The 13,653-nt window shown below is 71.3% G+C and carries 11 protein-coding genes; 7 read left to right on the top strand and 4 right to left on the bottom strand.

What is annotated here, in order from left to right; translation table 11 throughout:
* Positions 1-140: 140 nt before the first annotated feature.
* Complete coding sequence (locus WME89_RS10000; RefSeq protein WP_438008992.1) at positions 141-1,820, top strand: VWA domain-containing protein; 1,680 nt, start codon at positions 141-143, stop codon at positions 1,818-1,820.
* 183 nt (positions 1,821-2,003) lie between these two features.
* On the opposite strand, the gene WME89_RS09995 is transcribed toward WME89_RS10000, so the two are convergent.
* The 4 genes from WME89_RS09995 to WME89_RS09980 all read right to left on the bottom strand — a co-directional run bounded on the left by WME89_RS09995 (position 2,004) and on the right by WME89_RS09980 (position 6,537).
* Complete coding sequence (locus WME89_RS09995; protein ID WP_438008991.1) at positions 2,004-2,993, bottom strand: AraC family transcriptional regulator ligand-binding domain-containing protein; 990 nt, start codon at positions 2,991-2,993, stop codon at positions 2,004-2,006.
* Positions 2,994-3,263: 270 nt separating this feature from the next.
* The gene (locus WME89_RS09990; RefSeq protein WP_438008990.1) at positions 3,264-4,508 is read right to left on the bottom strand and encodes an MFS transporter; all 1,245 of its coding nucleotides are present in this window, start codon (positions 4,506-4,508) and stop codon (positions 3,264-3,266) included.
* The gene (locus WME89_RS09985; RefSeq protein ID WP_438008989.1) at positions 4,505-5,653 is read right to left on the bottom strand and encodes a hypothetical protein; all 1,149 of its coding nucleotides are present in this window, start codon (positions 5,651-5,653) and stop codon (positions 4,505-4,507) included. Before WME89_RS09985 ends, WME89_RS09990 begins: the two co-directional genes overlap by 4 nt.
* An 8-nt stretch (positions 5,654-5,661) precedes the next feature.
* A complete protein-coding gene (locus WME89_RS09980) occupies positions 5,662-6,537 on the bottom strand; it encodes a phytanoyl-CoA dioxygenase family protein (protein ID WP_438008988.1) in 876 nt (291 codons plus the stop codon).
* 292 nt (positions 6,538-6,829) lie between these two features.
* Here WME89_RS09980 and nrfH point away from each other — a divergent pair, with 292 nt between their 5' ends.
* The 6 genes from nrfH to WME89_RS09950 all read left to right on the top strand — a co-directional run bounded on the left by nrfH (position 6,830) and on the right by WME89_RS09950 (position 13,337).
* Positions 6,830-7,369, top strand: a complete 540-nt coding sequence (nrfH, locus tag WME89_RS09975) for a cytochrome c nitrite reductase small subunit (protein ID WP_438008987.1) — start codon at positions 6,830-6,832, stop codon at positions 7,367-7,369.
* A gap of 30 nt (positions 7,370-7,399) precedes the next feature.
* Positions 7,400-8,938 carry an ammonia-forming cytochrome c nitrite reductase subunit c552 gene (locus tag WME89_RS09970; RefSeq protein WP_438008986.1) on the top strand — a complete coding sequence of 513 codons (1,539 nt, stop codon included), beginning with the start codon at positions 7,400-7,402 and terminating at the stop codon, positions 8,936-8,938.
* Positions 8,939-8,984: 46 nt separating this feature from the next.
* Entirely contained in the window at positions 8,985-9,449 is a 465-nt protein-coding gene (locus WME89_RS09965) for a DUF3565 domain-containing protein (RefSeq protein WP_438008985.1), read from the top strand.
* Positions 9,450-9,883: 434 nt separating this feature from the next.
* Positions 9,884-11,200: a M28 family metallopeptidase gene (locus WME89_RS09960; protein WP_438008984.1), complete on the top strand. Its 1,317-nt coding sequence runs from the start codon at positions 9,884-9,886 to the stop codon at positions 11,198-11,200.
* A 167-nt stretch (positions 11,201-11,367) separates the two neighbouring features.
* On the top strand, positions 11,368-12,336 hold the full coding sequence (locus WME89_RS09955; protein WP_437652426.1) for a TIGR03885 family FMN-dependent LLM class oxidoreductase: 969 nt from the start codon (positions 11,368-11,370) through the stop codon (positions 12,334-12,336).
* Positions 12,337-12,494: 158 nt separating this feature from the next.
* Entirely contained in the window at positions 12,495-13,337 is an 843-nt protein-coding gene (locus WME89_RS09950; RefSeq protein ID WP_438008983.1) for an alpha/beta fold hydrolase, read from the top strand.
* Positions 13,338-13,653: the final 316 nt, after the last annotated feature.

Here is a 13,653-nt window from a genome sequence, read left to right as displayed (position 1 = left end):
GCGGTCGTCCATGGGACGACGCCCGCCGCCCTGCCACCCCGGCCGTCGCCGATGCGCCGGCCCGGCGGCGCCGCGTTCACCCGATCTTCAGCTTCTGTCCGAGAACGCAGCGGAACGCAGAGAAAGAACCAGAGACGACGATGAGATACGCAGCTCGAACTTTCGCAGGCATCACCGGCGGCCTCCTCGCGGGCGTGGTGGGGCTGTCCACGGCGCTGGCGCAGGTCACGCCGCTCGACACCAACCACGTGGTCATCATCGACCGCTCCGGCAGCATGACCGGGACCAACCTCGCCCTCGCGCAGCAGGCGGCGAAGGTCTACCGGAGCACGCTCGCCTCGAGCAACGTGCCCGCCTCGCAGTCGTTCACCGAGCAGATCGGCCTGGCGAGCTATTCGGACACGGCCTCGGAGTCCTTCCCGATCACGCCGATCCCGGCGTCCGGCTACGACGCGGCCGTTGACGCGCTCGTCGCGAGCGGGTCGACGTCGATCGGGGCGGGCCTCGGGCAGGCGCTCGACATGCTCACCACGGAGAGCCCGACCAAGGGGCCGCGCGAGTGCGTCGTCCTCCTGTCCGACGGGCAGCACAACACGCCGCCGGCGCCGAGCACCTTCCTCCCGAACTACATCCACCGCGTGGACGAGGTCCACTCGATCGCGCTCGGGTCGGGAGCGGACGAGGCGATGATGAGCGACATCGCGACGAGCTACGGGATCTCGCCCGGGCTCTACATGCGCGCCGACGTCAGCTCCGACATCGACCAGCTCGAGCTGCTGGGCGCGTTCAACCGCATGGCGAACGACTGCCGCGAGGGCGGCATGATCGACCAGGGGCTGACCCCGATCCCGGCGGGGACGACGATGTGCGCCGACGCCCTCGTCTCGGCCGCTCAGATCGTGGATTTCACGATGATCTTCGTCGGCAGCGCCGCCCCCGACGTGTACCTGACGCCGCCGTCGCAGCACCCGACCTCCCAGATCACCGAGACGAACTACGGGGCGTCGGGCTCCGACTTGACCTTCTTCTCGGCCGACAACTTCAAGCGCTTCTCGCTGAACCTCACGCAGTCGTACGAGGAGGGCTTCTGGCAGTTCTGCGCCGTCAACAACTCGTCGTCGACCATCTATCTCTATTCCTCCGTGTCGACGCTGATCGACGACATCCAGCTCCAGGTCACGACGAACGGCCTGAACGTCGGGTCGCAGCCGCTGACCGTCGAGGCCGCGGTGACCCACCTGGGCGCCCCGGTGACGGGCGCCACGGTCAGCGCCGAGATGACCGCGCCGAGCGGCGCGGTCACGCCGCTGACTTTCCATGACGACGGGCTCCTCGCGCACGGCGACTCGACTCCCAACAACGGCGTTTACTCGCTGAAGTTCAACCAGTTCACCGAGACGGGCAGCCACCAGATCACGGTGTTCGCGGACCACGCCGGCAACCCCAGCGTGCCGATGTTCACGCGCCAGTACACGTTCGGGGTCTACAAGAACCCGACCCCGACGCCGACCTGCCAGGGCCTCGGCCAGGCGGGGCCGGCGACCACCGCCACGGTGAACGGCGCGGCGTGCTTCCAGATCGACCCCGCGAGCTACCCGACGGGCTGGACGCCGGCGAACCTGTGGCTCCAGGTGACCTCGATGGACGGCATGTCGCTGAACGGCGTCGCCGTGTCCATCAACGGCGGGCCGGCCCAGAGCCCCGCGGCGAACAGCTGGTCGACGCAGCTCTCGACGCCGTTCCCGGGCGCAGCGAACCCCGTCGTCTACCAGGTGAGCACGACGGGCAGCCGGCAGCTCCAGCTCGCGTGGCATCCGTGATCGCCGCGGCGCCCCCGGCGCGGGCCCGCCTTCGCGGCGCCCGCGGGCGGGGGCGCGGGTGAGCGCCCGCGGGCGGGGGCGCGGGTGACCCTTCTTCATGGCCGCGACGCCGGTGGGCCCTGGGCTCCCGGGTCGCGGCGCGCTCCCCGACGTCGCGGCGCGCTCCCCGGCGTCGCGGCGCGTCTACCGACGCCGCAGCGCGCGGGACACGGAGCGGGCGCTCACGTAGCCGAGCTCGGCGGCGAGCATGTGCCGCGAGGGGTTGGCGCTGGCCAGGCACCGATCCATGAGCGCGACGCGTGTCTCCGCGAGGAGCGCGCGGTGCGACGAGCCCTGCTCCCGTAGCTGCCGCTGGAGCGTGCGTGGGCTCACGCCCATGCGCTCGGCCACCTGGTCGACGTTCGGGTTGCCCGCGGCGATGCACTCGCGGAGCACGTGGCGGACCTCGTCGACGAAGCCGGACGGCGCGGCGGGCGGCGGCGCGGCGACCCGGCTCAGCTGCTGGAGCCGCAGGTGCGCGGACTCCTCGAGGATCTCGCACAGCCGGGGGTCGGCGGAGCCGAACGGCATCTCCAGGTGCTCCCGGCGGAAGACAAGCTCGTCGCAAGGGGCGCCGAACTCGACCGGCGCGTCGAAGATCCGTTCATATGCACCTGCGGTACATTTGCGATGGTGTCGGAAGCGCACGGCCAGCGGGCGGACGTACTCGCCGGAGAATGTCCGCGCCCGGAGCACGGTCATGCCGACGAGGAGCTCCGACACGGCGGGCACGCCGTTGGGAGAGACGTGGCGGAAGTGCGCATGGCCGCCGTCCACGTGCAAGCTCATCACGCCGGAATCGGCGAACAACGGGGCGAAGCGGATGAAGCGGGCGAGCGCCGCGCCGAAGCTGGCGCTGCTCCGCGACAGGTAGTCGAGGATGTCGAGCGTGCCGACGTCGAGCTTCTCGGCGACGTGGAGCCCGAGTACGGGATCGCCGCTCACCCGCTCGGCGGACGACCAGATGTACCGCGCTGCGCTCAAGGGAATCGGCACCCCGCGCCGGCAGAGGGCCTCCGGCGGCAGCCCCGCGCTTCGCAGGACCGCCTCGAGCGGCAGGCCGAGCTTCGGTGCGGCCGAGATGAGGAGCAAGACGAAGTCGGAGAATGCAGCCGGTTCTGGCTCTTGGGGCACATTTCCTCACAAGCTCAAGAACTAGCAAAGATAGAGGGCTGTGCGGGGCCTTGCAACCCGGGCAGGGCGTCGGGAGCGTGCGCTCCCGTGGACGCCACACCTTCACCATGTTCTGCCCATGCGCTCGCCATGCCCGCTCGTCGTCGAGACGCGCGGTCCGGCTGCCGCTGATCGTGCAGCCGCAGCCAATGGGCGCCGGGCATCACCACGGAGGTCGGCTCGCTCTCGGCTGGTCGGAAGCGACCCTCACCAGACGTCTGGCGATCGCCCCTACACCCGCGCGGTCTCCTCGAGCTCCTTGCCGCGCGTCTCCGGCAAGAGCCACAGGATGAGCGCCAGCGCGACCAGCGGGAAGATCGCTGTCGCGGACACCGCCTGTCCCCAGCCGATCTCCTCCGCGGCGAAGCCCACGGCGACCGGAGACAGGATGTAGCCGATCCGGCCGAGCAGGTTGTTGGACCAGGCGAGCGCGTCGCCCCGGAGGTGCGTCGGGAACAGCTCCGTCATGTACGCGTTCAGCACGGGGAGCACGCCGCTCGCGCCGAAGATCGCGAAGACCAGCGCGGCCGTCAGCCCGGCGTGCGAGCCCAGCGAATACGCGCCGAGCACGCCGGCCGCCGCCAGCGCATAGATGATCACCGCGCCCCGGCGGCGGCCCACGACGTCGAGCAGCTTGCCTGACGCGAAGATGAGCGGCATCGACACCACCGCGGCGAACGTGATGCTGGCGCCCACCTCGGCGTCGCTGAACCCGCGCTCCCGCAGCGCGAACGTCTTCCAGAACGTCACCGCGTTCTGCGTGCAGACGTACGTGAGCCCCCAGATCAGCGCGAGCTGCAGCATCCGCCCGCGGTACGGCGAGCGCCAGATGCGCGTGAACGGCTGCGCGCCCGCGAGCTCCCGCGCGACCGCCGCCTGCTCGAACCGCGCCGTCTCGCGCAGGCCGCGCCGCGCCACCGCCATGATCACGAGCGGGATGCCGCCGACGAAATAGACGCTGCGCCACCCGTACGAGGTCGAGAGGAGCAGCGGCACGACCCCGGCGCACACGATGGATCCGAGGCTCGAGAACGCCTGGATGACGCCGATCACCATCCCCCGCCTGTCGCTCGGGTACTCCTCGGCCGCGTACACCGTGCTGACCGCCCACTCGCCGATGAGGAAGATGCGCGCGAGCAGCTGGCAGACAGCGAAGACATAGACGTTCGGCGCGAACCCCGTGAGCACGGAGAAGAGCGTGTATCCCGCGATGGTGATGGTGAGCACCCGCCGCCGGCCCCACTCGTCCGCCTTGCGCACGAGCAGGTAGGCGAGCATCGTCCCCGAGTTGATGACCCCGACGAGGAGCCCCTCGTGGCGCGCCGCGAGCCCCATCTGCGCGCCGAAGTTCGGGAGGATCTGCGTGAGCGCCAGGTAGTCGTAGCCCTCGAAGAACGAGGCGACGCTCAGGAACCAGAACAGCCGCCGCTGGTACGGCGTGAACGGCGTCTTCTGGTGCGGGGCAGCTGTCGTCATGTCGCCTGTTCCCTCGGCCCGAGCGGGCGCTCGTAGACGCGATAACGCCGGTAAGGCACGCACCCGGCCGACTCCACGATGTGCCGCATCGGCGCGTTGTCCTCGTGGATCAGCGAGGCCTCGAGCCGCTCGTACCCCGCCGCCCGCAGGCCGTCGACGACGTGCTGCACGAGCAGCGCGTAGAGGCCCGTCGACCGGTACGCCGGCACGACGCCGATCAGCTTGAAGCTCGCCGTCCGGACGCGGCGCAGCGCCGCCGCCGCGCGCGCCCACCCGAGCGGCCATAGCCGCCCGCGCGCCGCCGCGAACGCCTCGTTCAGCTCGGGGAGGCACACGGCGAACGCCGCGGGCTCGCCGCGCACCGTCGCGATCTGCAGGAGGCGCGGGTTCGCGAGCGCCACGAAAGCGCGGCCGAGGTTCACGAACTCCGCGCGCGACATCGGGACGACCTCCGGCACGCCGCGGTACGCCTCGGTGAAGACCGCGTGGGCGATCTCCATGTCGCGCGAGAGGCGGTGGACCGCCACGCGGCGCACCTCCAGGTCAGGGATGCGCACGGACGCGGCCTTCTGGCGCAGGGCCTCCGGGAGCTCCCGCCGGCGCCCCGCCGGGTCGAGGAGCGGGGTGTCGTAGGCGAGCATGTCGTAGCGCTTCGAGAACCCCTCGGCCTCGATGAGCTCGCGGTAGTACGGCGGGTGGTGGCCGGCGAGCAGCGGCGGCCGGGACTCGTACCCCTCGATCAGGAGCCCGATGTCCTCCACCCGCGTGACGTTGCGCGGGCCCCGCAGCGACGTCGCGCCGAGCGCCCGCGCGCGCTCGCTCACCGCCGCGAAGAGCGCCCGCGCCACGTCGGGATCGCGCTCGCACTCGAAGAAGCCGAAGAACGCCGTGCGCTCGCCGCCGTGGCGATCGTGAGCCTCGTCGACGAGGAGCGAGAGGCTCCCGACCGTCTCGCGCCCGCGCCGCGCCCGGAAGAAGCGCAGGCTCGCGCGGCGGAAGAAGGGGTTCTTCGGGTCGATCCGCCGCAGGACCAGCGGGCGGAGCGGCGGCACGTAGGCCGGATCGGCCGCGTGGAGGCGGAGCGGCAGATCGAGGATGTCGGTGAGCTCAGCGCCGCCCCTCGCCTCCTCGATCGCGATCGACATCGAGGCGCTCAGTACCCCGCGAGCCGCTTCAGCCGGAAATAAAGCGGCGTGGGGCTGTCCTCGTGCTTCTCCTTGAACGGCCCGCTCATGAGCGGCAGGTACATCACGCGCCGCTGGCTCGCGTCGCCCGTGGCCGTGGCCTGCGCGACGCGGTGCCAGATGCGGCCGTCGTGGATGGTGAGATCCCCTGCCTCGGCCTCGAGCGCGTACTCGCCGGGGTCGGGCCGGTGGTCGAGGAAGTACGCCTTGCGGGTGACCATCTCGAAGAGACCCTGGCGGTGCGAGGAAGGGATCAGCCGCACGCCGCCCTTCGAGAGGGGCGAGTCGTCGAGGTAGAAGCCGACGTTCAGGTAGCGGCGCGGCTTCTCCAGATAGAAGACGTCGCGCAAGCTGTCCGTGTGCCAGCCGAGGCGCTGGTACGTCGACCCCGGCTCGTGGCGGTAATGGTTGATCACGAGCCCGTCGCGCTCCCGCTCGCCGATCCGGTAGCCAGGCCCGGCCACGTCGAGGATCGCGCCAAAACGGGGATCGCGCAGCAAGGCGCGGAGGCGCTCGCCGAAGAGCGACGCGAACACCATCCGCTGGATGTAGCGCGACCCGTCCTTCCTCGCGCCGAAGATCAGCGGGACGCCGTGGATGTGCGTCCTGCCCTCCGCGACGAGCCGGCGGTCGATGTCCTCCACCTCCTCGATGAGCGAGCGCACCGTGTCGCGGCCGGCGAAGCCCTTGAAGCGGATGAACCCGTACGTGTCGAGGAAGTCCTGCTGCTCGGCCGTGAGCGCGCCGCCGAGCGTGAAGTCTGGCAGCCGGAGCTGCTGGTTCGCCGGAGGCAGGCCGGCGCTCGCGGGCGGTGCGGCACGGGGCGTATCGCGCGGGGCGTTCACGAGAGATCTCCTCGCCGCTCACTAGCGCAGCCGGGCCGCGGCGGGAACAGCCGGCCAACGGGAGCGCGCGCCGCGCGGGGTCTGCGCCGCGGCGCACGGACTGCGCGCGCCGCGCCGCCTCGCGCTCGGCGACGCCTCGGGGCGGCATCCCCGCCCCGCGCCGGCAAGCTGCCTCCCCCGCCCCCCCGCGCCGCGCTGTCGCTCATCGCACCGTCATCGCGCGAGCGCCGCACGTCCATCTCACGTTCCGCCCAGGTCGTGGCACCTGCCTTGCAAACGCGGCTCGCGACCCATGATCCGTCAGCCGGACCGAGATGCGGAAGGGGAGCCGCGCAGCGAACCGCTCGAGCCCGCCGTCCGGGAGCGACCGCGCGGCGAGCGCCGCTGGACACGGGGCCTGCCGCTCGCGCTCTGCGTCGCGCTCGGGGCGGCCATCGGGCTCGGCGGTTACACGTTCGTCTACGCGAAGGGCGCGTCCTATCTGCAGAACGACCCGTCGGCGTGCGCCAACTGCCATATCATGAACGAGCAGTTCGACGGCTGGCAACGCTCGAGCCACCGCGCTGTGGCGGGGTGCAACGACTGCCATGCTCCGCACACCTTTTTTGGCAAGTATGCCACGAAGGCGACGAACGGGTTCTGGCACTCCTTCGCCTTCACCTCGGGCCGCTTCCCGGACCCGATCCGGATCAAGCCAGGCAACCTCCGCATCACGGAGGAGGCCTGTCGCGGGTGCCACGACGACATCGTGCACGCGATCGACAGCGAGCACCGCGGCGCGCCCCGACTCTCGTGCGTGCGCTGCCATGAATCGGTGGGCCACCTGCACTGAAGCGCGCCCGCCGCTCGAAGGATGGATACGATGACGGAGCCCAGGGACGAAGCATCCACGACCAGGAGCCCGCGGCAGCCGGCGCTCCGGCGCTACCTGCCGCTCATCGCGGTCGGCGCGGCGGCCGCGACGGCCGGGATCGCCGCGCTGCTCGTCAACATCTTCGAGCACAAGCAGGAGGCGAAGAGCCCGTTCTATCGCGTCGTCGAGCTTGACGACACGATAGAGGACCCGGCGGTCTGGGGGAAGAACTTCCCCATCCAGTACGACGGCTACCGGCGCACCGTCGACCAGAAGCGCACGCGCTTCGGCGGGAGCGAGGCGGTGCCGCGCACGCCCACCCAGGCCGACCCGCGCAGCGTCGTCGCGCAGTCGAAGCTCGAGGAGGACGGGCGGCTGAAGACGATGTGGGCCGGCTATGCGTTCTCGCGCGACTTCCGCGAGGAGCGCGGGCACGCCCACATGCTCGAGGACCAGGTCTACACCGAGCGGCAGGTCGCGACGAAGCAGCCGGGGACGTGCATCCACTGCCACGCGTCGGTGTACGTGCCCTACAAGAAGCTCGGCGGCGGCGACCTCATGCGCGGGTGGGAGGCCATGAACCAGCTGCCCTTCCCCGAGGCGCGCAAGCTCGTGACGCACCCGGTCTCGTGCATCGACTGCCACGATCCGCAGTCGATGCAGCTCCGGGTGACGCGGCCCGGCTTCCTCGAGGGCATCCGCGCGCTCAAGGCCTCGATGGGCGAGGAGGACTACGACGTCAACACGATGGCCACGCGCCAGGAGATGCGCTCGTACGTCTGCGGCCAGTGCCACGTGGAGTACTACTTCAAGGGCCCGGAGAAGCGCCTCGTGTACCCGTGGGCGAAGGGGATCAAGGTCGACGAGATCTACGCCTACTACGAGGAGACGGGGCACGCGGACTGGACGCACGCGGAGTCGGGCGCGAAGGTGCTGAAGGCGCAGCACCCCGAGTTCGAGATGTGGAATCAGGGCGTCCACGCCCGCTCCGGGGTCGCGTGCGCGGACTGCCACATGCCCTACCAGCGGGTGGGCGCGGCGAAGGTCAGCGATCATCATATCCAGAGCCCGCTCCTCAACATCAACCGCGCGTGCCAGACGTGCCACAGGTGGCCCGAGGACGAGCTGCGGCAGCGGGTGGAGACGATCCAGGAGCGCCACTTCGAGACGCGGAGCCGCGCGCTCGACGCGGTGACGGAGCTGATCGGCGACATCCGGCGGGCGAAGGAGGCGGGCATGGCGGACGAGGCGCTCGCCGGCGCGCGGGCGGCGCAGCGGAAGTGCCAGTTCTTCGTCGACTTCGCCGAGGCCGAGAACTCGTCCGGCTTCCACGCGCCCCAGGAGGCGATGCGCATCCTCGCGTCCGCCATCGACACCTGCCGTCGCGGCCAGCTCGCGCTCCGCGACGGCGCCCCGCCCGGAGCCGCCGGAGCGATCGCGGCGCCGGCGGGCTCCGCGGCGGCAGCAGGCTCGGCTGCGCCGGCGGGCTCCACGGCGCCGGGCGCTTCCGCGGCGCCGGGCGCCCCCGCGGACGCTGGCGCACACTGATCCTCGTCCCGTCGCCGCCAGGCCTCGGGTGACGTAAGCTGGGACGATGCTCCGACCGATCACCGGCTATCACCAGGACGACGCGAGCGACTGGGTGGCCGAGCTGAGCTGCGGTCACGGTCAGCACGTCCGGCACAAGCCACCCTTCCTCACGCGGCCCTGGGTGATCACCCCCGAGGGCCGCGCGTCGATGCTCGGCACCGAGCTCGATTGCGTCCGCTGCGATCGGCTCGAGCTGCCCGACGGGCTGGTCGCGTACAAGCGGACGGCGGAGTTCGACGAGGGCACGATCCCCGGCGGCCTGCGGAGGGACCATGCGACCAAGCCCGGCGTGTGGGGCGTCATCCACGTGGTCTCGGGGCGGCTCCGCTACCGTATCGATGGGCTGGGCGGGCGAGATCACGTGTTGAGCCCGGAGGCCCAGGGGATCGTGGTGCCGGAGGTGCTGCACCACGTCGACCCCGAGGGCCCGGTGAGGTTCTTCGTGGAGTTTCGCCGCAAGGGCGGGTGACCCGACCCGTCGGGCGCGCCTCGCGTCGCGGTCGCGACCTGGGTAGAGCCAAGGCCAGCGAACGGGTTGAAACCCCGAGAAAAGCAACCACAGAGGCACAGAGGACACAGAGTTTTTTTGTTGTTCCTCTGTGTCCTCTGTGCCTCTGTGGTTCAAATCTCTTCATTCCCGGGTCGGTGTTCCAGGGGCAGCTCGATCTCCTCTTCAACTCATCGTCATCGCCGCCTGCCCAGCAGGCCGAGCGGCCGCTTCTTGCGCGCATGCTCGCGCGCTGCGGACCGACAGGCTGGACCGTGACTCGATAGCTCCAAACGAGTATGCCTGTGAGCTGCAATGCATCCGCCGCCAGATGAGTCAGCGCCGGTCGCATCGTGAGATAGTTCTTGGATTCTTCATGTGAGATCCGTAGGGTGGCGCCAAAAGGGGAAGACAACATGGCGATACGCCGTAATCGCTCCTGGGCCACCGCCGCGGGATGCGCCGTCCTTGCGCTGTTCTCGGCCTCGTGCGCCGCCGGGGACCCGACCGCGCCGGCAACTCAAGAGGTCCACGTCTCGCTCGTGGACAAGGACACCGTCACGACGTTTCTGAACCGCCTCGCCACGCCGGATGGCCAGATCGTCGCCACCCGCGCCGCGGTCGACGGCGCCCGACAGAGCGCCGCGCTCGCGGAAGAGCGCGACGCTCCGCTGCACCTCGTCGAGGGGCCGCTGCCCGACGCGCCCCTCCCGGGGGAGCGCGCGCGCGTCGGCGGGTTCGCCGTCGTCGCCGTCCCCGCCGGGCGCGACCCGCACGACTGGCTCGGCTCGCGCCGCTACCACGCGGAGCCGATCGCGGAGCGCGAGGTCGCCGTGTCGAGCGCGCCGAGAGCGCAGCGCGCCGGCGCTCCGCCGGACAAGCGCGCGACGCTCGAGGGCGAGGCGCCCGACATCGCCATCGACGCCGGGTTCCTCGAGGCGCGCCTCGGAGAGCTCTCCGGCGCCACGCCCGTGACCGTCGGCGGCCGCACGGTCGTCATCCGCGAGCGCGGCTCCGAGAGCGGGCGCTCCCTCGCCCGCGCCTGGCTGCGCCAGCAGTACGAGGCCATCGGATTCACCGTCCGGGAGCATGCCTATCGAAGCGGCTGGAGCCAGGGCGTCAATGTGATCGCGGAGAGGCCCGGCGCCGACCCGTCACGCGTCCTCATCCTCTCGGCCCACTACGACTCGGTCAGCAACGCCGGCGCGGACGACGACGGCTCAGGCATCGTCTCGTCGCTCGCCATCGCCCGCGCGCTGAAGGACGCGCCGCTGCGCGTCGGGCTCCGCTTCGTCGCCTTCGATCAGGAAGAGACAGGCCTCCTCGGCTCGAAGGCCTACGCCCAGCAGCTCGAGCGCGACAGGCAGCTGGCGCAGGTCGTCGGCGTGCTCGACCTCGAGATGACCGGATACGACTCGAACGACGACGGGCGCTATCACGCCATCCACTGCAACGAGAACACATCGGCCGAACTGGCCGCCTCGGTCGAGTCCGCCGCGACGCGCGCCGCGCTCGGCCTGGTCCGGGCGGAGGCCTGCACGAACCGCAGCGATCACGCCGCGTTCTGGCGCTACGGGGTGCCGTCCGTCGCCGTGGCGCAGGACTTCTTCGGCGATGACGGCAACCCCTGCTACCACGAGCGCTGCGACAGGGTCGATCGCCTCAACTGGGACTACATGCGGCGGCTGACCCAGGCCGTCGGGGTCGCGGCGGCGGGCATCGTGCTCGAGTGACGAGCTGCCGCCGCCAGCGGGCGAGCGGGCGAGCGACGACCGCGCGCCGCTGCTCCCCGCATGGCGCGGTGATTGCTCCGACGCGGAAGCGCGGCACGCTGACGCGCCGACGCGCGCCCGCCGAGTCCACCGGCGGAGCCGGGCGCGACCAGGAGCCTGGCGGACTCATGCGGAAACTCGCGATCGGTTATCACGCCTCCCACGAACAGCTCGCCCCCTCGACCTTGCTCCGGCACGTGCGCCACGCCGAGCAGGCCGGGTTCGCGGCGGCGATGTGCTCGGACCACTTCCACCCCTGGGGCGAGGCCCAGGGCCACAGCGGCTTCACCTGGGCGTGGCTCGGCGCGGCGCTACAGGCCACGTCGCTGTCGTTCGGAACGGTCTGCGCCCCCGGGTACCGCTACCACCCGGCGGTGATCGCCCAGGCGGCCGCCACGCTGGCCGAGATGTACCCGGGGCGCTTCTGGATCTCGGTCGGCAGCGGGGAGGCGCTGAACGAGCATATCACCGGGGAGAAATGGCCCGATCACGCCGAGCGGACCGCGCGCCTGGAGGAGTGCGCCGAGGTCATCCGGGCGCTGTGGCGCGGCGAGACCGTGACGCACCGGGGCCGCGTCGTCGTCGAGGGCGCGAAGCTCTACACGCGCCCCGCGGCGCCGCCGCTCCTCCTCGGCGCGGCGATCTCGCCGGCGACCGCCGGGCGCGTGGGGCGATGGGCCGACGGGCTGATCACCGTGTCGCAGAGCAAGGACCAGCTCCGCGAGGTGGTGCGCCGCTTCAGGGAGGGCGGCGGCGAGGGCAAGCCGATGATCCTCCAGACGAAGATCGCCTATGACGCCGACGAGGGCGCCGCGCTCCGCGAGGCGCACGCGCAGTGGCGGACGAACGTGCTCCCGCCGCGGCTCCTCGCGAGCCTGGTGATGCCCGAGCACTTCGACGCGGCCGCTTCCTTCGTGCGGCCGGAGGACGTGGCCGCGCAGGTGCGCGTCTCGGCCGACGTCCAGCGGCACGTGGCCTGGCTGCGCGAGGACGCCGAGCTCGGCTTCGACACGATCTACGTTCACAACGTGACGTTGAACCAGCAAGCGTTCATCGAGGTCTTCGGCGAGCGCGTGCTCCCGGCGCTGACCCGATGACGAAGCGGCGAGACGGGCCCAACAACATGGCCGCTCGCAAGGTTCCTCGCCAGGGCACCGCCAGGGCTGCGCGAGGCGATCTGCCACACATGGTGCGATGTGGCGGGCGCAGTGGAGGTCTGGCGCGGCGCCGCGGTCTGTGATTTCAGTGGATCACGATGAGGGTACAGGCAGGCGACGTCCGGCTGTTCTTCGATGTGGAAGGGTCAAAGCTCGTCCCCGAGGGCCCGGTGATGCGCGAGCGCCCCACGGTCATCCTGCTGCACGGCGGGCCGGGCGTCGATCATACAGAGTTCTTCCCCTTCGGCGCGGCGCTCGCCGAGGTGGCCCAGGTCGTCTACCTCGACCACCGCGGCTGCGGGCGCAGCGATCGCAGCGGGCCCGAGCGGTGGAACCTCGAGACGTGGGCGGACGACGTGCGGGCGTTCTGCGACGCGCTCGAGATCCAGCGGCCGGTGGTGTTCGGACACTCGTTCGGGGGCATGGTGGCCCAGGCGTACGCGGCGCGATACCCGGATCACCCCGGGAAGCTCATCCTCTCGAGCACGACGGCCAGGCTCCGCCTGGATCGCATGCTGCCTGTCTTCGCGCGGCTCGGGGGCGCGGAGGCGGCCGACATCGCGCGCCGGTTCTTCGCGGACCCGATGCCCAATTTCAGCGACTACATCCGGGTCTGCCTCCCGCTCTACCGCCAGTCTCCGGGGGACGAAGGCGCGCTCGAGCGCGCGGTCATCCACCTCGACGTGGGCGGCCACTTCGTGGCGGGCGAGATGCAGACGTACGACCTGCGCGCGGCGCTCGCGCGCGTCGGGTGCCCGACCCTCGTGCTGTCCGGCGATCTCGACCCGTTCGCGACGGTCGAGGACGCGCGCGAGCTCGTGGCGGCGTTGCCCCGGGAGCTCGTGCAGGCGCGGCCCTTCCCCCGCGCCGGGCACGCGGTGCTCGACGACGCGCGCGCGGAGGCGCTCGCGGCGGTCCGGGAGTTCCTGAGCTCGCCCTGAACGACAGCGGGCAGGAGGCCACGACGCCAGGACAGCCATGAGGCCCGCCCTCGCGCCGCGCGCCCGGCGGCCGCTCCGCCGGGCACGGTGACCAGTGGACGGCAGCTCCGCGCGCGGGGAGCCTCAGGCGCCCCGTGCAGGGCACAAAAAAACAGAGCGCCCATTCGACGGCGGGGGGGGAAGCCGTCACGGGCGCTCTGATCTACCTGGTTAGCAGGATGCAGGCCAGGGCCGTCCCTGCATGTTTCCAGGGGTTACCCCCAGGGAAGCGCCCGACATCTTTCAATCCTGCGATCGGTGCTTGCAGACCTGGCAT

It is taken from the genome of Sorangium sp. So ce321 (assembly GCF_051530195.1).
Classification (GTDB): Bacteria; Myxococcota_A; Polyangia; order Polyangiales; family Polyangiaceae; genus Sorangium.
Note: the sequence above shows the minus strand (reverse complement) of the source record. Positions and strands in the feature narration are given on the sequence as shown.

Bases quoted from the DNA above. Each gene is read 5' to 3' on its own strand.
- WME89_RS09990 (WP_438008990.1), bottom strand. From the start codon at position 4,508: ATGACGACAGCTGCCCCGCACCAGAAGACGCCGTTCACGCCGTACCAG.
- nrfH (WP_438008987.1), top strand. From the start codon at position 6,830: ATGATCCGTCAGCCGGACCGAGATGCGGAAGGGGAGCCGCGCAGCGAA.
- WME89_RS09970 (WP_438008986.1), top strand. From the start codon at position 7,400: ATGACGGAGCCCAGGGACGAAGCATCCACGACCAGGAGCCCGCGGCAG.
- WME89_RS09950 (WP_438008983.1), top strand. From the start codon at position 12,495: ATGAGGGTACAGGCAGGCGACGTCCGGCTGTTCTTCGATGTGGAAGGG.
- WME89_RS09955 (WP_437652426.1), top strand. From the start codon at position 11,368: ATGCGGAAACTCGCGATCGGTTATCACGCCTCCCACGAACAGCTCGCC.
- WME89_RS10000 (WP_438008992.1), top strand. From the start codon at position 141: ATGAGATACGCAGCTCGAACTTTCGCAGGCATCACCGGCGGCCTCCTC.
- WME89_RS09985 (WP_438008989.1), bottom strand. From the start codon at position 5,653: ATGTCGATCGCGATCGAGGAGGCGAGGGGCGGCGCTGAGCTCACCGAC.
- WME89_RS09960 (WP_438008984.1), top strand. From the start codon at position 9,884: ATGGCGATACGCCGTAATCGCTCCTGGGCCACCGCCGCGGGATGCGCC.
- WME89_RS09965 (WP_438008985.1), top strand. From the start codon at position 8,985: ATGCTCCGACCGATCACCGGCTATCACCAGGACGACGCGAGCGACTGG.